Annotated in this window: 15 protein-coding genes; 7 read left to right on the top strand and 8 right to left on the bottom strand. The window is 35.2% G+C overall.

The features are described 5' to 3' along the window. Positions 1 to 309 precede the first annotated feature (309 nt). Complete coding sequence (locus DWB61_RS06675; protein WP_125030127.1) at positions 310 to 1,764, top strand: TrkH family potassium uptake protein; 1,455 nt, start codon at positions 310 to 312, stop codon at positions 1,762 to 1,764. A gap of 74 nt (positions 1,765 to 1,838) precedes the next feature. On the opposite strand, the gene DWB61_RS06670 is transcribed toward DWB61_RS06675, so the two are convergent. Beyond that, entirely contained in the window at positions 1,839 to 2,045 is a 207-nt protein-coding gene (locus tag DWB61_RS06670) for a hypothetical protein (protein ID WP_125030126.1), read from the bottom strand. Positions 2,046 to 2,140: 95 nt separating this feature from the next. Between DWB61_RS06670 and DWB61_RS06665 the strand changes: the two genes are divergently transcribed. Next, positions 2,141 to 2,854: a DUF6629 family protein gene (locus tag DWB61_RS06665; RefSeq protein WP_125030125.1), complete on the top strand. Its 714-nt coding sequence runs from the start codon at positions 2,141 to 2,143 to the stop codon at positions 2,852 to 2,854. Between the two features lie 276 nt (positions 2,855 to 3,130). Here the strand turns inward: DWB61_RS06665 and DWB61_RS06660 are convergent, their stop codons facing one another. The 4 genes from DWB61_RS06660 to hpt all read right to left on the bottom strand — a co-directional run bounded on the left by DWB61_RS06660 (position 3,131) and on the right by hpt (position 6,385). Next, complete coding sequence (locus tag DWB61_RS06660; protein ID WP_125030124.1) at positions 3,131 to 3,820, bottom strand: phosphatase PAP2 family protein; 690 nt, start codon at positions 3,818 to 3,820, stop codon at positions 3,131 to 3,133. 182 nt (positions 3,821 to 4,002) lie between these two features. Further along, positions 4,003 to 5,019, bottom strand: a complete 1,017-nt coding sequence (gene obgE, locus DWB61_RS06655; protein WP_125030123.1) for a GTPase ObgE — start codon at positions 5,017 to 5,019, stop codon at positions 4,003 to 4,005. A gap of 102 nt (positions 5,020 to 5,121) precedes the next feature. Beyond that, the gene (locus DWB61_RS06650; protein ID WP_125030122.1) at positions 5,122 to 5,721 is read right to left on the bottom strand and encodes an adenylate kinase; all 600 of its coding nucleotides are present in this window, start codon (positions 5,719 to 5,721) and stop codon (positions 5,122 to 5,124) included. 124 nt (positions 5,722 to 5,845) lie between these two features. Beyond that, positions 5,846 to 6,385, bottom strand: a complete 540-nt coding sequence (gene hpt / locus DWB61_RS06645) for a hypoxanthine phosphoribosyltransferase (RefSeq protein WP_125030121.1) — start codon at positions 6,383 to 6,385, stop codon at positions 5,846 to 5,848. A gap of 409 nt (positions 6,386 to 6,794) precedes the next feature. On the opposite strand from hpt, the gene purE reads away from it, so the two are divergent. The 3 genes from purE to DWB61_RS06630 all read left to right on the top strand — a co-directional run bounded on the left by purE (position 6,795) and on the right by DWB61_RS06630 (position 10,361). Beyond that, on the top strand, positions 6,795 to 7,298 hold the full coding sequence (gene purE / locus DWB61_RS06640; RefSeq protein WP_125030120.1) for a 5-(carboxyamino)imidazole ribonucleotide mutase: 504 nt from the start codon (positions 6,795 to 6,797) through the stop codon (positions 7,296 to 7,298). 174 nt (positions 7,299 to 7,472) lie between these two features. After that, a complete protein-coding gene (locus DWB61_RS06635; RefSeq protein ID WP_125030119.1) occupies positions 7,473 to 8,288 on the top strand; it encodes a PorV/PorQ family protein in 816 nt (271 codons plus the stop codon). 9 nt (positions 8,289 to 8,297) lie between these two features. After that, complete coding sequence (locus DWB61_RS06630; protein ID WP_125030118.1) at positions 8,298 to 10,361, top strand: ComEA family DNA-binding protein; 2,064 nt, start codon at positions 8,298 to 8,300, stop codon at positions 10,359 to 10,361. A gap of 41 nt (positions 10,362 to 10,402) precedes the next feature. On the opposite strand, the gene DWB61_RS06625 is transcribed toward DWB61_RS06630, so the two are convergent. The 3 genes from DWB61_RS06625 to DWB61_RS06615 form a co-directional block, all read right to left on the bottom strand. Next, entirely contained in the window at positions 10,403 to 16,105 is a 5,703-nt protein-coding gene (locus DWB61_RS06625) for an Ig-like domain-containing protein (protein WP_125030117.1), read from the bottom strand. Positions 16,106 to 16,282: 177 nt separating this feature from the next. Further along, entirely contained in the window at positions 16,283 to 18,469 is a 2,187-nt protein-coding gene (locus DWB61_RS06620; protein WP_125030116.1) for an OmpA family protein, read from the bottom strand. Between the two features lie 25 nt (positions 18,470 to 18,494). After that, positions 18,495 to 19,415, bottom strand: a complete 921-nt coding sequence (locus DWB61_RS06615; RefSeq protein ID WP_125030115.1) for a PorP/SprF family type IX secretion system membrane protein — start codon at positions 19,413 to 19,415, stop codon at positions 18,495 to 18,497. A gap of 381 nt (positions 19,416 to 19,796) precedes the next feature. Between DWB61_RS06615 and DWB61_RS06610 the strand changes: the two genes are divergently transcribed. Together DWB61_RS06610 and DWB61_RS06605 are read left to right on the top strand one after the other, a co-directional pair. Further along, the gene (locus DWB61_RS06610) at positions 19,797 to 20,276 is read left to right on the top strand and encodes a PaaI family thioesterase (protein WP_125030114.1); all 480 of its coding nucleotides are present in this window, start codon (positions 19,797 to 19,799) and stop codon (positions 20,274 to 20,276) included. A gap of 391 nt (positions 20,277 to 20,667) precedes the next feature. Beyond that, positions 20,668 to 21,306, top strand: coding sequence for an HAD family hydrolase (locus DWB61_RS06605; protein ID WP_125030113.1), 639 nt, complete (start codon positions 20,668 to 20,670; stop codon positions 21,304 to 21,306). Positions 21,307 to 21,344: the final 38 nt, after the last annotated feature.

The raw sequence follows: 21,344 nt of genomic DNA, 5'->3' as shown, positions 1-21,344 counted from the left end.
GTTTATCAACAGCTCATAAATTGGAAACTTTATAAAGAGCTAAACACAACTTGAATAGGGAGCTACAGACTCATCCGCAAGCAACATACGTTGTTAAGAAATAGATTTCACAAAACCTAAAAGGTAAAACAAAAACACCTAAACAACGCTGGAATCTTTAGCATTGATCGACTCCGCATCTCAACTTATACCAAACATAAAACCCATTTACAGTCGCAAACCATTGCATAAAAAAACATCAATTACTTGCAACTCACACAACAAGCTCTTCATTATTTATATACATTTGCAATCTTAATGTAGAGCTTTATGAATTTAAAATTTGTCCTAAACATCATAGGACGTATACTCCTCATAATCGCTGCTTTCATGATGACAATCGTACCATGGGTCATCTACTTTCATGAAAACAGCATTTTATTTGCAATCGAAGAATCAATAGCAATCCCATTAATTACAGGGTTAGTATTGATTTTACTAACTAAAGGCTATAGCAAAGAAATTGGAGCCAAAGAGGCCTACATTTTAGCATCTTCAGCTTGGATAATCATGGGAGTTGCAGGAAGCTTACCCTTTTGGCTAAGCCATACAACAAATAGCTTTATCGATGCACTTTTCGAATCAATTTCTGGCTTTACAACAACTGGCTCCTCCATATTAACTGATATTGAAGCGGCACCAAAGGCCGTATTATATTGGCGAAGTCTAACCCACTGGATTGGAGGAATGGGTATTATCGTATTAACAGTGGCCATTTTCCCTTCACTTCGGGTTGCATCCTACCGATTATTCTCCAGTGAATCATCGGGTATTGACTCTAGTAAACTGATGCCCAAAACCTCATCGATGGCAAAACGCTTATGGGGCATATACATCAGCTTAACAGCCATCATGACCGTGATACTAATGCTAGGAGGCGTCAATTTTTATGAGAGTATCTGCCATGCCTTTGCTAGTATTGCAACAGGTGGCTTTTCTACTAAAAATGCCAGTGCTGGTTTTTACACGCCGTTTGTACAGTATGTCATGATGTTTTTTATGCTGATATCAGGTATCAACTTTGCTTTGCATTATGGCTTCATAAAAGGGCGATTTAAAGATCTAATCAACAATATTGAATTAAGAACTTATCTAAGTATTATTTTCTTAGTGGGAACTACAATAAGCTTGATGCTTTATTTTAAGATAGGCCTACCTTTTGAACAAGCTTTCCGCGATTCCTTTTTCCAAGTTATTTCTGTGATCACAGCTACTGGATTTGCATCTGCCGATTATTTAGAGTGGAATCAAGTATCGTGGCTGCTTATATTTTTATTGATGTTTGTGGGTGCTTGTGTCGGTTCTACTGGCGGCGGTATAAAAGTCATCAGACATGTCATCGCAGTAAAAGTAATTTTCAGATTATTTCTTCAACAAATACACCCATGCCGAGTTAAATTAATTCAAATCAACAAAAAATCGATTGATGAAAATAAGGTACATTCCATTGTTACTTTTATTTTCATCTATCTCTTTATTTTCTTTATAGGTGGAATGTGTTTATTGGCCACAGGACTCGATCCTGCTTCCGCTTTCAGTGCATCAATTACGTCCATGGGGGGAATAGGTCCTGGCTTAGGAACAGTAGGTCCAGCATCTAACTTTGCTCATCTATCTGATGTTGCAAAAATCATTCTGCCCATCCTCATGATTATTGGTCGACTAGAAGTATTAAGTTTTCTTGTTATATTCACTCCTAGTTTCTGGAAAGGGAATATTAAATAAAGAGGTCGTAATGTCTAAAGGTCGGACTAATAAAATGTATATCCCATAAATCAGTCTTCCGCAGATTATATGAACTAGTGCAGAAAGTAATACATCTCGCCAGGCACACCATAATAATTTCGCTCATGCAGATAGCATATCTGAAGATTTTGAGTTGGGGATATGCTATCACCTAAACTGCAAATCAACTCACATTTATTCCTCATTATTTTAACACCTACTGTGCATCCTCCAGCGCACACATATACATAAACATCTGTCATCAAGATTATTGACTTCATAAAGACAAATATCCATTTAATTGTTGCATCTTACCCATTAGTGTTTCTACTTACTATTTCAAATAGAAAGATCTGTTTAATAATTTACTATTTAAATGAGTTCTGATATGTGTTTTTCACCAGAAGCTAGTTTTGCAGGGGGTATTATCATTTCGACTATAGGAATTGCAACTGTTAATAAAATTCAGAAACCTTCTCAACTTGTATTTGCGAGTATTCCCCTATTTTTCGGGATTCAACAAATTGCTGAGGGATTTTTGTGGCTAACATTACCCTTTCCAGAATATATTGGTATTCAGAAAATTTGCACTTATATTTTCTTAGTAATGGCTCAGGTTCTCTGGCCCGCGATAATTCCTATATCAGTAATATTGATGGAGGAAAATAACAGAAAGAAAAAAACACTAAAGATTCTGCTGACACTGGGTATACTATTGTCATTGTATTATGCTTTTTGCTTGCTATCCTTCAATGTAAATCCACAAATTATGGATTATCATATCCATTATAATATCGATTTTCCTAAATCTTTAAGAATGTTGGCATTTACAACTTACTTAATAGTAACCATTGCCCCCCTCTTTGTCTCTACTGTAAAAAAAACACATTTATTGGGCGTATTGATGTTCCTTTCATGTGTAGTGACGGCAATATTCTTCAGGCAATACCTCACATCAGTATGGTGCTTCTTTGCTGCCTTGATAAGTGGGGTGATTTATTGGATTCTAAAAGATACGAAGAGAGATTTTATTAAAAAATACGTTCAAACCAACCATCTCATAAATGAAGAAGATGAAAATCTCTTATAGACTTATGATAAGGATGGCATACCTTTTATTAATAAAGCAATAAAAAGAGCAATTAGAACTACAAACCAACAACAACTGGATAATTTTGTACAGCCAGTATACTTGCTTGTTTGACTTGTCTTAAATCAAGGCAATTAAAACGTACCGAATTATCTCCCATTTCTTCAATAACTGATTGGTATATGGGCTGACAAAACAGTAATATTTTAAATAGGACACAACAGCCCGCTTATTTGTATCGTCTTATCATCCAGACCTACGAAGCTCTCATAGGAACTAAAAGAAACCTAATCTCAACAGTTTAAGGATCACAAACGAAATTGTTACCATTTCTAGAGCTACAACTGCAATCAAAATACCTGCACCGGAATTCTCCAACACCTGCTTATAACGTGCAAATTGTTTTTGTGGATATAAGCGCGACACCCACCAGCGTGTGATTCTATAAAAGAAATAACCCACTCCTAAACCTAAGACTATTCCTCCAAGAATATCACCTGGATAATGCAGACCTAAATACAAACGAGTATAAACAATCAACAAGGACCAAATCGAAATAAATAAGCTATAAATATTATTTTTAAAGAGCTTTGAGGTGTAGATGGCGAATGCAAAAACAGCCGTAGCATGTGAAGATACAAATCCAAATTTATCGCCTGTATAAGCTTTCACTAAATTAACGATACCGGACAAAGCTGGTTCATGGCTCGGACGCAATCTCTGAAGAATGTTCTTAAAAAGATAAGTTGAAATTAAATCCCCAAATAATATCAATAAGGAAAGTCCAATCAGCCACCACCACGCTTCTTTTCCTTTGTACTTAAATATTTGGTAGCCCACCAGAATATAGAAAGGGATCCAAAACTCAATTCGAGTCAAAAACATCATTATAGCATCCCAGAATGGGCTATGCGAAGAATTAAACCAAATTAAAAGTTCTGTATCGAGCTGAAGTAAAGTTTCCATAGTAGGTTGTAAGTGAGAATCTCAAATGATGAGTGTAAAAAGGACAATATGACAACGCAAGAAAACAAGCTTTTATTGCACCTATCTCAACATAGTTAGTATAATATTGTCAATTAATTTAGAGCAAAAAATAGGCTTGGTTTATCACCAAGCCTAAGTCAAAAAATAAATATTTGAAAGATTTACTCAGCCTTTTCAGCTATAGCATTATCTTCATTTATAGCAGCCCAAAGCATATCTTTCAGCTCAACAAGACCTTGCTGGGCCACCGAAGAAATAAAAGTACTTGGAATATTTGGTAAATCTTTACGAATCTCATCCTTCAATTCCTCATCAAGCATATCAGATTTTGTGATAGCAAGCAATCGCTTTTTATCTAGCAACTCGGGATTAAATTCTTTTAATTCATTCAAAAGAATTTTATATTCCTTATGAATATCATTACTATCAGCAGCTACCATAAATAGAAGAACTGAATTTCGTTCAATATGACGTAAGAAACGTAGACCTAATCCACGACCTTCGTGCGCTCCTTCAATAATTCCAGGGATATCGGCCATTACAAATGAACGATTATCACGATAACCAACAATACCTAAGTTAGGCACTAGGGTTGTAAATGGATAATCAGCAATTTTTGGTTTGGCAGCAGATACTACAGATAGTAAAGTTGATTTTCCAACACTTGGGAAACCTACCAAACCAACATCAGCTAAGACTTTAAGCTCCAAAATAACGGCACGCTCAACACGTTCTTCACCTTGCTGAGCATAACGAGGAGTCTGATTCGTTGACGATCGGAAATTCCAGTTTCCCAGACCTCCTCGACCACCTTTAACAAGAACTTTACTCTCACCATCCTCAGTCACATCAAAAATCACTTCACCTGTTTCAGCATCACGAGCTACGGTGCCTAATGGTACTTCGATAACCTCATCAGCACCTTCGTATCCTGTACTTCTACTCTGTCCTCCAGAACCTCCATCTTTAGCGAACACATGTCGGCTAAAACGCAGATGGATCAATGTCCAAAGTTGTTTATTAGCTTTGATAATAATGTGACCTCCACGACCACCATCACCCCCGTCAGGTCCACCTTTCATGGTTAACTTATCTCGGTGAAGGTGAGCCGATCCTTGCCCTCCTGCTCCAGAGCGACAAAATATTTTAACGTAATCTACAAAATTAGATCCTGCCATGTTGTATTGATTTTTAGCCTAAATAACAAGCTGCTATTTGCTATGAGTTAAATACAACAGATGCAAAATAACAAATGCTGTATCTTTAAAATTCGTAACTAGTTATACGATATTGAGTTTTTGATTGGAGAAAGTTTGCTCTACGAGAGCTACAATTCTTTCAAAAACCTCAGAGAGAGATCCCATGCCATCAAGAGCATAGTACAGGCCTTTCGTTTTATAATAATCGGCAATGGGAGCTGTTACGTCATCGTAAATTCTCAATCGCTTAAGAATAACATCTCTTCCACTATCATCAGGACGACCTGACGATTCGCCTCTTTTAAGTAATCTCTGAATTAAAATTTCTTCTTCAACTTTCAATTCAATTACCAAATCAACAACTCCTTTTCTTTCTGCCAACATTTCGGCAAAATGATCGGTTTGTCCGATATGACGAGGAATACCATCGTAAACTATTCCTCTAGCATCGGAATGCTGATCTAAAAATTTTTCAACAATTCGATAGGCTAATTTATCTGGAAAGAAATTACCTCCATCAATTAACCTTTTAGCTTCTAAACCTTCGGGTGTTGCAAATTTTATTTCTTCCCGACAAACATCACCAGTTGATAAGTGTATCAAGTTGAATTTATCTTGCAATAACTTAGACTGAGTACCTTTCCCAGAACCTGGAGGTCCAAACATGATGATATTCACCATAGAAACTGAATGCTATTATAAAATAAAACACTTCTTCTTAAAATCCAAGAATGAATTATAAAAAGAAGTTTAATTCATATATAAATCATCGGAGAAATCGAAAACCGATTGCTCACAAATAAATTTAGTCAATAACTGTATAAACATCAGGCAGATTTCTTCCAATACCATCGTAATCTAAACCTCGACCAACAATAAAATCGTTAGGAATATCAATACCTACATAGTCAATTTTCACATCACGCTTCAAAGCGTCAGGCTTAAATAACATGGTTGCAACTAAAATCTCTTTAGCCTTATATTCTTCAATTTGAGCCAAAGTGTTTTCCATTGTAATTCCTGTGTCAATAATATCTTCAAGAATAACAACTGTACGATCTTTAAGGTCCTCAGTGAAACCCATCAATTTTTTCACCTTACCTGTTGTTCCCATTCCTTTGTAAGAAGTTAAACGCATGAAAGTAATCTCAGCATTTTCAACAGTTATTAGCTTCATCAAATCGGATGCAAACATGAATGATCCATTTAGAATACAAATAAACATTGGATTCTTTCCTGCTAAATCCTTATTCATCTTCTCAGCCATTTCTGCAATAGCATTATCAATCTTCTCAGCCGGGATAGATACCCTAAACTCTCTATCAAGAAGTTTTACCGTTTTCATCTGTCTATAATTTTATTTGCCTTCCCTATTCTTTTGGAAAGAGTTCGCCTCATAAAATTCCAAATGGAATTAAATTAATGCTTCCGTTAGGTGATTATTCTTTTAATTTTATTCCCAAGTAAGCCATTTTATTTTCATTAAAGAAAATAAACGTCCAAGATTCATCACTCTGTAAACACCAAGTTGCATCCAAGCTACACAACAGCCGTAAGCATATCAAAACAAAGCATTTAAAGGATAAAAAAAAAGTTTTAAATCCATAATGTAACATCCATATATTTTTTCCATTTTTGCCTTAAGCAAAAGCAACCATATGTTTGTTGATCATATAGAACTAAAACAATTCTTACTTGGCGACAAAAGTACAATTTTTTGTTATTAATTTTATAAATCCACCAATTAAAACACGATGAAAGCGAAAGTTAGTATTATCATGGGAAGTACTTCGGATCTTCCAGTTATGGAAAAGGCCGCCCAAATTTTAAACGATTTTAAGATTCCATTCTCAATAAATGCCTTATCGGCACACCGTACACCAGAAGAAGTTGAAGTTTTTGCGAAAGGCGCAATGGATAATGGTATTAAAGTAATTATTGCAGGTGCAGGTATGGCAGCACATTTACCAGGTGTAATTGCAGCTATGACTCCACTTCCTGTGATTGGTGTACCCATTAAAGCGAGTCTGGATGGCATGGATGCCCTACTTGCTATTGCACAAATGCCTCCTGGAATTCCTGTTGCAACAGTTGCTATAAATGGTGCAATGAATGCTGGTATTTTAGCTGCTCAAATTATTGCATCGGGTGACGAGGCACTTCAAGCTGAAGTTATTAAATTCAAAGAAAGCCTAAAACAGAAGATCGTTAAAGCAAATGAAGAATTGGCTACCGTAAAATATGAGTATAGAGTTTGAGAATAAACATCTATCCGATTTATCAGTAAAAACACATTCAATATTAATCCGCAAAGTAAGTCTATTTACTTTGCGGATTTTTTTTTACTCAAAACCATAAGCTTAAAATAATTTAATATTTGACATATTAATAATTCTACACTAACTTCATGTTTGATCTTAAAATATTTAGCAATGAAATCGATCAAACTTTTCCTATTGTTACTACTTTTACCTTACTTCGGTCAGGCATCTTCTGAAAATCATTTAGGAGGTGCACGATCAAATGCCATGGCAAAGACATCAGTTTCTTCATTTGATATTTGGGCAAACTACAATAACCAAGCTGCCTTGGCCAAACTCAAAAAAATCCAATTAGGCGTATTTTACGAAAATCGATTTCAGATTGAGGATTTAAGCACCAAAGCCATTGCTTTATATCTCCCCACAAAATTGGGTGGTTTTAATCTTAATTACTCGCAATTTGGATCAGATTTATACAAAGAGAGTAAAATTGGGTTTGGTTATTCTAAAGCCTTAGGTCAACATTTCTGGGCTAGCGTTCAACTCAATCAAATGCGTGTTAGACTCAATCAAGTTTATGGAGAGCAGAGCAAGTATAACTTCGAAATTGGTTTATTAGCTGAAATATTTTCTGCCTTTTATGTAGGCTTCCATCTTTTTAATCCGACTCAGGAGAAATTTGAAACCCTATATTTTGATGAAGCCATTCCAACTGTTGCACGCTTAGGTTTTTCGTGGCATTTATCAAAGGAAACGATGCTTAACTCAGAAGTCGAGAAAGATTTCGACCATGATATACGGTTAAAAGTTGGCTTTGAGCATAAGCTTCTCGAGAACCTTTTTATTCGTCTTGGTGTTTCAAATCATCCCGACCAAATTAGCTTCGGTTTGGGATATCAATATAAAATGATGAAAATAAACTTAGCCTACTCAAAACATCAAAATCTAGGCTATACACCTTCTTTTGATCTCAATATCTCATTTTAAGATATAGCTATGCTTCCTTTTAAATCTATAATAAGTATTCTCACCATTATATTTCTTGTATGCACGAAGCTTATCGGACAAAATACAGCAAGTAGAAATGATATTATTGAGAAAATGATAGAGAATATTGCTGAAAACAGCGATGAAAATTTAGATTACACCAACTTACTAGAGAAATTCAATGAATTATACGACAATCCAATTAACTTAAATAATGCTGACAAAGATGATTTAGAACAATTGCTTCTTCTTTCAGACTATCAAATCCAAAATATCTTGGATTACCGAAAAGAAAATGGCCTTATTTATAGCTTTTACGAACTTAGATTACTGGATGGTTTCAGCTATTCTATACTTCAGAAAATAATTCCTTTCACAAGCTTAGGAATTGACTCTCAAAAAATTTCAATTCCAACAAAAAGTAGAGCCAAACATTTTATTCTAGCCAAAACTCAAAGAACATTAGAACAAGAAGAGGGCTATAAAACCTATTATTTCGAAGAAGATGAACCAATGGTTCCCAAAAACAATCCTCGATATCTTGGCAATGAATGGAAATATTATACGCGCTATAAATACAGCTCTCCTAAAAAGAATATTGAATTTGGTTTTACCGCCGAAAATGATGCTGGCGAACCATTTTTCAAGGGAATTAATACCAATGGATTCGACTTTTACTCCGCTTTTGTAGAATATAAGGGCAAGGGTACAATTCGCCAAATTAATATTGGAGATTACCATGTTAAATTTGGGCAAGGCTTAAGTCTTTGGTCAGGTTTAGGATCTGGCAAATCAACCTTTACCACTCAAAATGCCAAAAGACTTCAGGGTATAAAATCCTATCATTCAACTGACGAAAATCTATTTTTCAGAGGAGGCGCAATCCAAATCCAACTTCTAAAAAACATTAATTTAACGGCTTTTGCTTCATCAAAAAAAAGAGATGCAAGCATTGAAAATGGCTTCACAAAAAGTATTGTTAACACAGGACTTCATCGTTCATATAGTGAATCGGAGCAAAAGGATAAGCTCGATGAAAAAGTATGGGGTAGTACATTGCTTTTCAGCCTAAACAATGTCGAATTTGGAGCTTCATTTCTAAAATCTCAATTTTCACCAGAACTTGCTAATAATACAGATGATTTTTATAAGGTTTATGATTTTTCAGGAAAAGAAAACCATAACCTGAGTGCCTACTACGAAACTCGATATAAGAAAATACATTGGTATGGTGAAGTTGGACAAAGTAAATCAGGTGGTCATGCCATTCTACAGGGTATGCAGTTGCAGGCACATCCTCAATTATCCTTAGAAGTCATTTATCGAAATTACGATAAGGATTACCAAGCTCTTTATGGTAATGCCTTTGGAGAACAATCTGGCACTCAAAACGAAGAAGGAATCTATTTTGGAGCTGAATTTCATCCTTACCCTAAATGGACCGTTTTAGCCTATTATGACCTATACGAATTCCCTTGGCTCAAGTATCGCGTTAGTTCCCCAACAACTGGGCGTGATTATCTTTCTCAAATAGAATTTAATCCGAACAAAAGACTCTCAGTCTATTTTAGATATAAGCACGAAATTAAACCTGAGAACACAAATGATGAAAAGATAAAAACCCCAATAGATATCTCGAAAAAACAGTATCGTCTCCATTTATCGGCTAAACTTAATGAGAACTGGGAAATTAGGAATCGTTTAGAATTATCGGAATACAAAAAATCTAAGAAAGAAAATGGCTATCTCCTATATCAGGATCTTATCTATCATCATAGTCAACTACCATTTACAACAAGCATTCGTTATGCTCTATTCGACACCGACTCGTTCAACACCAGAATTTATGCCTACGAAAATGACATCCTATATGCATTTTCAATACCAGCTTATTTCAATAAGGGATCACGTTTTTACTTCAATTTCAGATACAAGTTCAATAGATCAGCCAGTCTGTATATTCGATATGCACGTACGCAATATAGCAACACCAAAAATATTGGTTCTGGCAAATCAGAAATTTCAGGAGACACAAAATCAGAAATTAAATTACAGCTTAAACTTAGTTTATAAAAAATGCCACATAAATAATTAAGTGGCATTTCTAGATTTTATTAGTAAGTCATATAAACGTAACCAGATAAGGGCTGTTTCTTTATTCCAAATTTGAAAATATAATAGTAAGTTCCTGGCGGAAGCCTGTCGTTAGAAATTTGTCCTTTAACATTTCCATAACCATCCCAACTATTATCGTAAAAACGTTTTTTATAGACAATATTTCCCCATCTATTAAAAATTTTTAAACTGTTTTCGGGGAATCTCTCCAGACCTACAATTTTAAATTTGTCATTTAAATTATCGTTATTGGGTGTAATCGCATTGGGAATAAACACATCAATGGGAACAACAATAATCTTAACTCTCCCTTGTGTAGATAAGCCACTTTCATCACTCACCACATAGAGCATTGTCAATTCTCCAATGTATCTTTCTCTAGTATTAAATTCCATACTAATAAGATCATCAACTGAGATAATATCATTATCATTAAGAATTCGACCATTTGCAAGAACGATTTCACCAAATTCAACCGTTGTAAGAATCTTTACAGAAAGCTCATCACCATCAGGATCATAAGGACTTTCCAAATCAATAGGATTATTCAATGAAGCTTCTTTCACCTCCATTTCATAGTCGAATACCCGTGGAGCATCATTCATTGGTAAAACTGAAATAGTCACTGTAGCTTGTCCGCAAGCAGTTAAAGTTTCATTATCACAAACCTCATAAGTAAACATATCTGTACCATTAAAATCGGCATCAGGAATATAAGTATAAGTTCCATTTGGATTTATAGTCAAACTACCATGCTCAACATCTTCAATTGGAGACGTGTTGATCTCAAAGATATCACTATCAACATCCGAATCATTATCTAAAACACTTGCGCCAGTCAATATTTCATCCTCATTCACCTGAGCTTTATCATTCATGGCTATAGGTCCATCGTTAACCGATATAATTGTAATATTAACTGTAGCCTGATCACATTGCTGAGGCGATCCATCATCACAAACACTGTAGGTAAATAAATCTGAACCACTATAATTCAATTTAGGCGTATAAGTGTATGTTCCATCATCATGAATGACTAAACTTCCATTAGTTACATCAACAACTGGGTTTGTATTAATTGTCAAATTAGTGCTTGGAACCCTATAATCATTAGTCAACAGGTTTTCACCATTCAGAACATCATCTTCATTTACTTGCGAATAATCATCATTAGCTTGTAAGATTTCATTAACATCTGTAATTGATATCGTAAAATTCTCTGCTATTGTCGATCCATCAGTACTGCGTGCCTCTATACGAATGATATGAGTTTTCTCTACTTCAAAGTCAATTAAACTTTCATCTGCAATCACAACAATACCTGATGAAGCATAAATCTTGAATCGTCCGCCAGCATCATCCAACAAATGATAACTAATTGCATCACCATCGGCATCAGTCGCCAAGGCAGTGATATGAACTGGAGAATCATTCACCTCCATTTCGCTAATAATATTATCAGCAGAATCATTGTCTATTAAGTTGGCAATTGCATGATCTGTATCACCTCCTGATTCATCAATATCAGTCACAAAAATTGGGAAATCACCAGCAATTTTAGAACCATCAGCACTTCGAGCTTCTATACGGATAGTGTGATTCGCATTTTTCTCAAAATCGATCTGACTTTCATCTTTTACAGTTACAACTCCTGAAACTTCTTCAATTTTGAATCGACCATTATCATCATTAATTAAATGGTAAGTAATCGCATCATCATCAAGATCGGTAGCATGCGCTGTAATATAAACAGGTGCATCGTTTAGAACATTCTCACTAATAACATTCTCTCGCTCTTCATTATCGATCAAATCACTAATAGGATGATCAGAATCGACATCCTCATTGATGATGATAATGATAAATACCTCAGAAACTTTAGAACCATCTGAACTACGAGCTTCAATTTCTATCATATGAGATTCATCAACTTCAAAATCTATTAAGCTAGCATCTGAAACAGTCACAACACCTGTCGAGAGATCAATCTTGAATCGACCTCCTGCATCATTTATTAAATGATAGGTAATCACATCGCCATCGGCATCTGTTGCTAAAGCTGTAATATGTGCCAAATCATCAGCCTTTGCATTTTCACTTATGGAATTATCTAAAGGATCATTGTCAATCAAATTTGTAATAGCATGATCCGTATCGCCGCCTGTTTCATCAACATCAGTGATCAAAATGGTAAATTCCTCAGAAACTTTTGAACCATCTGAACTACGAGCTTCAATTTCTATCATATGTGACTCATTCATCTCAAAGTCAATCAGACTCGCATCCGCTACAGTCACAACGCCTGTCGAAAGATCAATCTTGAATCGACCTCCTGCATTATCTATTAAATAATAGATAATCACATCGCCGTCAGCATCAGTTGCTAAAGCTGTAATATGTGCCAAATCATCTGCCTTTGCATTTTCACTGATAGAATTATCTAAAGGATCATTGTCAATCAAATTTGTAATAGCATGATCCGTATCGCCGCCTGTTTCATCAACATCAGTGATCAAAATGGTAAATTCCTCAGAAACTTTAGAACCATCTGAACTACGAGCTTCAATTTCTATCATATGTGACTCATTCATCTCAAAGTCAATCAGACTCGCATCCGCTACAGTCACAACGCCTGTCGAAAGATCAATCTTAAATCGACCTCCTGCATCATTTATTAAATAATAGGTAATCACATCGCCGTCAGCATCGGTTGCTAAAGCTGTAATATGCACCAAATCTTCAGCCTTTGCATTTTCACTTATGGAATTATTTAAAGGATCATTGTCAATCAAATTTGTAATAGCATGATCCGTATCGCCGTCTGTTTCATCAACATCAGTGATCAAAATGGTAAATTCCTCAGAAACTTTAGAACCATCTGAACTACGAGCTTCAATTTCTATGATATGTGACTCATTCATCTCAAAGTCAATCAGACTCGCATCCGCTACAGTCACAACGCCTGTCGAAAGATCAATCTTGAATCGACCTCCTGCATCATTTATTAAATGATACGTAATCACATCGCCATCGGCATCTGTTGCTAAAGCTGTAATATGCACCAAATCATCTGCCTTTGCATTTTCACTTATAGAATTATTTAAAGGATTATTGTCAATCAAATTTGTAATAGCATGATCCGTATCGCCGCCTGTTTCATCAACATCAGTGATCAAAATGGTAAATTCCTCAGAAACTTTAGAACCATCTGAACTACGAGCTTCAATTTCTATGATATGTGACTCATTCATCTCAAAGTCAATCAGACTCGCATCCGCTACAGTCACAACGCCTGTCGAAAGATCAATCTTGAATCGACCTCCTGCATCATTTATTAAATGATACGTAATCACATCGCCATCGGCATCTGTTGCTAAAGCTGTAATATGCACCAAATCATCTGCCTTCGCATTTTCACTAATGGAATTGGCATCAGAATCACTGTCTATTAAATCACTAATAGAACTACTTCCATCTAGAATCGTAATTATTTCACGCACTACGCCATCTTTAACAGCATTTACAATTGTGGAAACAGTAATCTCAACAATTTCATTATCCTCATCCAAAACATCATGAATTGAAGACAAAACAATTTCCCCTCTCAATTCCCCTACAGGAATTTCAATTGTACTCGAATTCTTAGCATTCAAACCAGGTGTTAAGCTATAATCACTTGCCTCAGCAGTTCCGCCATAAACTAGTGTTATTGTTACTGGCAACAATGATGGATAATCTAATTCTGCAGTTATGATCGAACTCTCATTATTCTCTTGAATTGTACTTTCAGAAACTGTTAAGCTTATTTTTGGTAAAGTTGCAACACCAAAATGTTGATCAAAGTACTCAAGTCCGGAAGAATAAATTGCATACGATCGAGGATTCTCACTTGTAATAATATTAGATCCATAGGTTACCTCAACAAGGTATTGTCTTCCAATTTGAGGTTTAAAAATATAATTCCCTAAGTCATTATTATAACCTAAAGCTTCTAATGATTGTGTTGTAAAAGTTTCTATCAGTTCATCATCTGCGTCAATCACTTTATTATAGGCCTTATCCCAATACAATCGAACCTCAGCACCCATCAATGCTAACTCGCCTGCATCTTTTAAACCATCGTGGTTCAAATCATTAAAGACTGTTCCGCTAATTGTTCCTGGTGTAAAAAGATCACAAGTATGTTCAGGCAACTCCAAAACACAGGTTTTAGTTGTCCCTGAACTATATGAATGCCAATAGGTATTAATCGAATTTTCATTACCGTACTCATATTCAACCCAATAATGACTTGGTGCTTTTTCACCTGTCAAATCAACTTTTAGTTGACCACCAGGTAAATCCTCTCTAATATTACTATCATCCCAATATAACTTTGGCACGTATGCTGTAGGTGTTTCTGGTCGAACTGTTCTTGGAACTATACCTTTAGTCAAATGCTCCACATCATACATGGGGAAATGAAAAGTTCCTTGAAAATAATCGAATACACAGGAAACTGATTCTATATCAGTAACCAGCTGCCCTAGTCCATCTAATCCATCCCAGGCAATATCTCGAATAAGAACACCGTCCTCATTTGGGAAAGGGTGAGATAGAGTTGTTATAATTCTGTCTCTGGTTCCAGGATCATATTTATTATTAGATCCATGAAAATCAAGAAGCAAATCGATTCGCCCTTTTTTCTCAACTGCAACCCGGAAAAAGTATTTCCCTGGACAACCAAACAAGCGTGGGTAATTATTTACTTCATCTACAATAAATTCCCCATATCCTTCAGCAGAAGGGAAAGCCGTTTCGTCTGGCTCATTTAAGAAAATTTTATATTCTGGAGAAAGTTTGTTTTTATTCTCAACTGATTTTCTATTTACTTCAAAATCGAGAGTATTATCAGTGCCTGTAGAATTAAAGGCTATATTAAAACGAGCACCTCTAAATCCTGAATTTTCAAAATCAACCTCAGTCACATAACCTCCTTCATACGATGTAGACTCCGCGTAACTGTATACCTTTCCGTTAAAATCTCTATCGTACCAATACGTTGAAATACGTGGAGAGACTAAAGCCCATTGCTTGGCATAAACTCGCCCATCAATGGCCTTTGCCCCAGCACCTTTACTCGCTACAGTTATATCCCACCACTCCGTATAAATAGCTCTTTTCTTATATGTTGCTTGCGCAGCACTAAATTCGATATAATAATCTCCAGCTCCACTATTTGGCTTAAAAACAAATGCATTATATCCACCTGCCCCACATAATTGATTAGGACCATTCTTTACCTGCTCCAATGATGTAACCATATTCTCAGGAACTTTCTCTCCATTATGCGAGCCATATTTAGGCCAAACAACAATCCCATTGGGATCCTTAATACGCATCCAGGTATTAACTTTATTCACTGAGCTCGAATGTGAATGCCCATTATTTACAAATTGAGAAAATCCAAAATAGATTAGCTCATTTGCTGGGTCCTTAATATGAATATATATACGCTCCGTATCCGTACTATTGTAGTTCCCAAAATTCCCATGCTTAGCATCATTAAAAGCCGTATAGACTCTATCACTAGCTTTAGGAGCTAATTGCTTCGTTCCTTCAGCATGGACATCATTAGCACCTATACAAAAGATAACAATTAAGGCAATTAAAACACCTTTAATCATTAGCTTGGTCTCTTTATGTGAGTACAAATTTTTCATGTTTTTTTTGTATTTTGGTAGTTTTCTATCTATAAACCTTCCCAACTCAAACCACCTATGTTCTGAAATTATAACTCGTTCTCAAGAACGAATCTAAGGATGCAAGGCACCCAACATTTAAACATCTAATAGGACCCCTCCTACTCAAAGAGAATTATGATTCAACGAAAAATCATATTAGTGATCACTTACTTCATCAACTTGTTCATCTATAAAAGTATTCAACTCAAAATCGACACATCGATTAATTCGATACCAATCCATTAATGTTTGTCCCTCAAGTCTATCAAAAGGCGAACTCTCTCCTAAAGCTAGAATGACGACTCTATTGATATCGATACCTCCTTTAATGAAAAACTCGCGCGTTGCAGCAGCTCGTCTAAAAGCCAATGCATCGTTATACTCTGATGTTCCACGAGCATCAGCCCTAGCCACAAGAGTTACCATCAGTTTATCATTTTTCTTTAATAGATCAACAACTTTATCTATATTATCAAAAGCCTCTTCTTTCACATTCGATTTATCGAAATCGAAATAGACAGTAGCCAACTCATCAGGTAAAAATTCGTTTTTAATATCCTTTTCAGACATTAATCTCATAGACAGTTCATGATTAATATCCATCACACTATCACTTGTTAGAAACCTAAAATCAAGGGCGTAGTAACCATTCTTTTTAGCAAAAACTCTATAATTTATATTATTCTCTAATTTCACGGCATAATTCCCAAGGCCTATGCCTGGGTGGAGATCAATAATTTCAGGTTCAATAATTTGAAGAATATCTGGAATCAATAATTCACCACTTAAAAAATCTTTCGTTGCAAAATTCACGTTTATACCAGATAAAGATTTACGTTTCTTCATTTTAAAATAATGTGTCATCTCAGGATCGAGTATATGACTATATAAGACTGTATCCACGGGATAATAGCCTATTTTCTCAACCAAAATTTGATAAACCTGTTCTCCTTTTATATCAAATGAATATTGTTTTTTCTCACCATCATATTTTACTCCCACTCCCTTAGGTTTAATCAGGCTAATTTGATCTGGAATAACAAAATTTTCACCCAGAGAATCTTTTATCACAAGATTAACTCTATTGTCTTTCTCTATTTCAAAACTGTAAATATCATCTTCACCCAATCCTCCAATTCTATTTGATGCAAAATGACCAACCCGACCATCAGGATGCATAACTAAAGAAAAATCATCTGCACTTGAATTCATTGGTGACCCAAGGTGTCCTGGTTTAAACTCCCGTCCATATGTATTAACAACATATAAATCTAATCCCCCCTTACCTGCATTCCCATTCGAAGAAAAAAACAAGGAATTATTTGAATTAAAATGGGGAAACATCTCATTTCCTTTTGTATTTACTCGCTCACCCAAATTTTCAGGCTTCGACCATTCACCATCAATCAAATAACTTCGATATAAATCGGTTCCACCAAACCCACCTGGCATATCAGACACAAAATATAAAACCTTCCCATCCTTTGAAAGGCTAGGATGACCTACAGAATACTCATCACTATTATATGGAAACTCAGCGCTGACCTTCCATCTACCTTTATTCTCTTCGGCTATAAATATTTTCAGATTATTAACTCCATTTTTATCTCGCTTCAGCTTCCCTTTAAAATAATTACTTCTAGTAAAGAACATTTTCTTGAAATCAGAAGAGAAACAAATAGCGCCTTCATGAAATTTTGATCCTATACCATTTCCAAAACGAACAATTTGATTTTGTGCCTCTTGAGTATCATCATAAACAAACAAGTCCAAAAAGAATTCACCATTCCAATCGTATTTGTCATTTCTATAATCCTTACTTTGGCGACCAGAACTAAAAATTATATTCTCCTTATAATAGACAGGCGAAAAATCAGTATAAATTGAATTAAAAGGAGAACTTTTCAGCTCACAAATCAGATCTTGAAGAGTCTCTTTCTCGAATTTCTTCACATTCTCAACTTCTTTCTGAATCCACTTATCATCGGGATGCTTATCCAGATATTGCTGATAAACGAGCTTAGCCTGTCCGTATCGCCCCCTTTCTTTCAAAAAGTCACCCAGCAGAATAAAATCTGAATCATCTTTATTTTCATTCTCAATCAACAACTCAAAATACTCAGTCGCTTTATCGTTATGATTCATTTTGTGATACGATTGAGCTAACCTTCTCAGAACATAGGCATTTTCAGAATCATGTTTCAATGCATATTCGTAATATTCTATTGCTTTCTTATAGTTGAAATCATCAAACTCACGATCACCCGAACGCACAGATAATTTCTGTGAGAAAGAAGCTGATGAAATAGCTAAAAGAATGAAGAATAATACAAACCTATTCATGATATATTGTCAATTTTATAAAGTTCTAGAAATAACGTGGAGATCTCAATCTCTTCGATTTAAATACTATATCATAGCTCATTGAGATTTCGTGAGAACCATGTGTTCTACTAGATAGTTTTGAAACCGCGATATCGTAAGAATACCCCAATCGGAGTTGATTGTTGATATTAACTTGAAAAATGGCTGCTACAGAATCTTCATTTCTTAATGAGGTTCCTAACCAAAATCGATCTAAGAATATGGCTGTTGCTGAAAGATCCCATGAAAGTCTTGATCCTTGAGTTGCTTTTAATAGCATGCTTGGTTTCAGCTTTATAAATGGATTAACTTTTACTAAATAGCCAGCCATTAAAAAATAATGCAATTTATTCTTGTCAAGTTTGGCATTTGAGATACCCCCACTTTTTATTTCTGTTTGTAGCAGCCTTGGTATAGAAAATCCAACAAAGAAATCATCTCCATAAACGTAACTACCAACCCCAAAATTTGGGAGCACATCGTTATTGAGTTCCTGCATCAAAGGATCGTATTGGTCTACAACTCTTGAATTTGTTAAATCCACTTTTTGATGAGTTAAACCAGCCTTTAAGCCAAAATTCATGAACACGGTTTCGGCTAACTTAATTTTGTAAGAAAAATCAACACCAACATCTGTACTTTTCTCAGGACCAATAACATCTGTTTCCAGAGTTAAACCTACTCCCATATTGAAAAATGAAATTGGAGAATTTATAGAAAGAACTGCACTTTTGGGCGCACCGTCTAAACCAACCCATTGCTTTCTTGCAATTCCAAGAATCTGAGTAGATCCTCTTGAACCAGCATAGGCAGGATTGATAGATGAAGGGTAATTCTGATATTGGGTAAACATTTTATCTTGTTGCCCAAAACTAGAAACCACAAGCTCCATCAAGAACAGTAATATAAGAAGTCGTTTTTTCATTAAATTACAGCATCACATCTCCTGTTTATATTATAAACCAGAGGTGTTTTTATAGCATGATATATAGTCAATTATAGTATGGCTGATATAAAAAGGTACACAAAAGTCTTATTTTTTTCCAATTTATCAATACTAATTACACGAACCCTCTTTATGTTTACATGAGACACATTTTTTATGAGTCTAAAACACAATCATTCTAAATTACTTACACTAAAAATCAGACTCGAACATAAACCTCCATTTTTGATAATAAACAACTCTCAAATACTTATAGATTTTATTTAAAAATTCAGGTTTCATTAAATCATCAATCGATACTCACTTTAGTAAGAAATGTTACATTTGCTTTTAGAATAAGTACATCTATATTTCAACCCTATGAAAAAAATAATCAACCCCTTTATAAATGGTGACAATGGCAACTGTTTCGGTTGTTCTCCTCATAACAGTAATGGTCTAAAAATGGATTTCTTCGAAGATGGGGAGTTTCTTATTGCAGAATGGGAGCCTCAATCACACCTCTCTGGTTTTAAGAATGTATTGCATGGAGGCATACAGGCTACCATTATGGACGAAATTGCAAGTTGGGTTGTTTTTGTAAAATGTCAAACAAGTGGCGTTACCACAGAATTGAATGCCAAGTACCGTGGATCTGTCCTTACAGATCATGGTAAAATTACTGTAAGAGCCAAGCTAATCTCTCAAGAAAAGAAATTTGCTAAAATCTATACCGAAATTCTCGATCATAAAGGCTTGCTTGGATCTCAAGCAGAAGTGACCTATATGATTTTCCCTCAGGAGATGGCAAAGAAAAAATTCGAATATCCAGGCATAGAGTCTTTCTACGAAAAAGAATAAAACCAAATATTTCAATTAACCTATATTCCAATCTAACAATGAATTACTAGTCATATCGAATCTAAATTCAATATCATTTTGCATTTAAACTAAAAAAGAACTTATTTTGCCGCTCAATTAAAAAGCATCATCTGGGAAACTGGTAACTCCGAATTTCTAATTCGGCCAAAAAACGAAAGGATGTACACAATTAACAAGCATAGCACACAAGTGCTTTTCATATTTAGTCAAAGATATCTCTCTTCTCAAAAGAGAGCGCTTAGCTTCCACCTGCTTTTTAATCTCATATCAAAAATTTATTGGCAAAATACACCCTTCAGCTTTAAGCTTGCACATCCTTCTCAAGATCAGGCGAGATTTTCAATTTCTCACCCCTCAAACAGAAACAATAATGCATAAATTTAAAGCCATAATCTGGGACTATAATGGAACACTCCTCAACGATATTGAAATCGGAATTGAGAGTATCAACCTCATGTTAAGCAAAAGAAATCTGCCATTACTCACTAGCGAGAGTTATCGTGAAGTGTTTACATTCCCTGTAAAAGATTATTACGAAAGAGTTGGTTTCGATTTTCAAAAAGAAGATTGGGATTTAACGGCTCACGAATTTATTGCCAATTATACAAAGCGATTACCCCATTCCGATATTTTTCCTGAAGCTCGAATCTTACTTGATCTATTTAAGAAGCAAGGTAAAAAACAATTCATTCTATCAGCAATGGAAATGAATATGCTAAAGGATTCAACACAAGAATTAAATATCCAACAATTTTTCAACGAGGTATCAGGCATTAATGACATATATGCCAGTTCGAAAATTGAGAATGGGAAAAACCTATTTCTAAAGCACAAATTAAAAGCTGAAGATGTTTGCCTTTTCGGTGATACGACTCACGATTACGAAGTGGCTCAATCTTTAGGCTGTCATTGCTATTTAATTGCATCCGGACATCAATCCATCGAAAAATTGAAAGCAACAGGTTGCCCAAACATTATTGAAAGCTTAAACGATATTATAACAGAATAAACAACCATTTTAAATATATCATTTTTTCAACCAATCAT

Origin of the sequence: Ancylomarina euxina (assembly GCF_003863355.1) — a bacterium.
Lineage (GTDB): Bacteria > Bacteroidota > Bacteroidia > Bacteroidales > Marinifilaceae > Ancylomarina > Ancylomarina euxinus.
This window is presented reverse-complemented; position numbering and strand designations above follow the sequence as displayed.

Coding starts and splice junctions, on each gene's coding strand:
- DWB61_RS06635 (WP_125030119.1), top strand. CDS start 7,473: ATGAAATCGATCAAACTTTTCCTATTGTTACTACTTTTACCTTACTTC.
- DWB61_RS06615 (WP_125030115.1), bottom strand. CDS start 19,415: ATGAAAAAACGACTTCTTATATTACTGTTCTTGATGGAGCTTGTGGTT.
- DWB61_RS06650 (WP_125030122.1), bottom strand. CDS start 5,721: ATGGTGAATATCATCATGTTTGGACCTCCAGGTTCTGGGAAAGGTACT.
- obgE (WP_125030123.1), bottom strand. CDS start 5,019: ATGGCAGGATCTAATTTTGTAGATTACGTTAAAATATTTTGTCGCTCT.
- DWB61_RS06610 (WP_125030114.1), top strand. CDS start 19,797: ATGAAAAAAATAATCAACCCCTTTATAAATGGTGACAATGGCAACTGT.
- DWB61_RS06630 (WP_125030118.1), top strand. CDS start 8,298: ATGCTTCCTTTTAAATCTATAATAAGTATTCTCACCATTATATTTCTT.
- DWB61_RS06675 (WP_125030127.1), top strand. CDS start 310: ATGAATTTAAAATTTGTCCTAAACATCATAGGACGTATACTCCTCATA.
- purE (WP_125030120.1), top strand. CDS start 6,795: ATGAAAGCGAAAGTTAGTATTATCATGGGAAGTACTTCGGATCTTCCA.
- DWB61_RS06665 (WP_125030125.1), top strand. CDS start 2,141: ATGAGTTCTGATATGTGTTTTTCACCAGAAGCTAGTTTTGCAGGGGGT.
- DWB61_RS06625 (WP_125030117.1), bottom strand. CDS start 16,105: ATGAAAAATTTGTACTCACATAAAGAGACCAAGCTAATGATTAAAGGT.
- hpt (WP_125030121.1), bottom strand. CDS start 6,385: ATGAAAACGGTAAAACTTCTTGATAGAGAGTTTAGGGTATCTATCCCG.
- DWB61_RS06660 (WP_125030124.1), bottom strand. CDS start 3,820: ATGGAAACTTTACTTCAGCTCGATACAGAACTTTTAATTTGGTTTAAT.
- DWB61_RS06605 (WP_125030113.1), top strand. CDS start 20,668: ATGCATAAATTTAAAGCCATAATCTGGGACTATAATGGAACACTCCTC.
- DWB61_RS06620 (WP_125030116.1), bottom strand. CDS start 18,469: ATGAATAGGTTTGTATTATTCTTCATTCTTTTAGCTATTTCATCAGCT.
- DWB61_RS06670 (WP_125030126.1), bottom strand. CDS start 2,045: ATGAAGTCAATAATCTTGATGACAGATGTTTATGTATATGTGTGCGCT.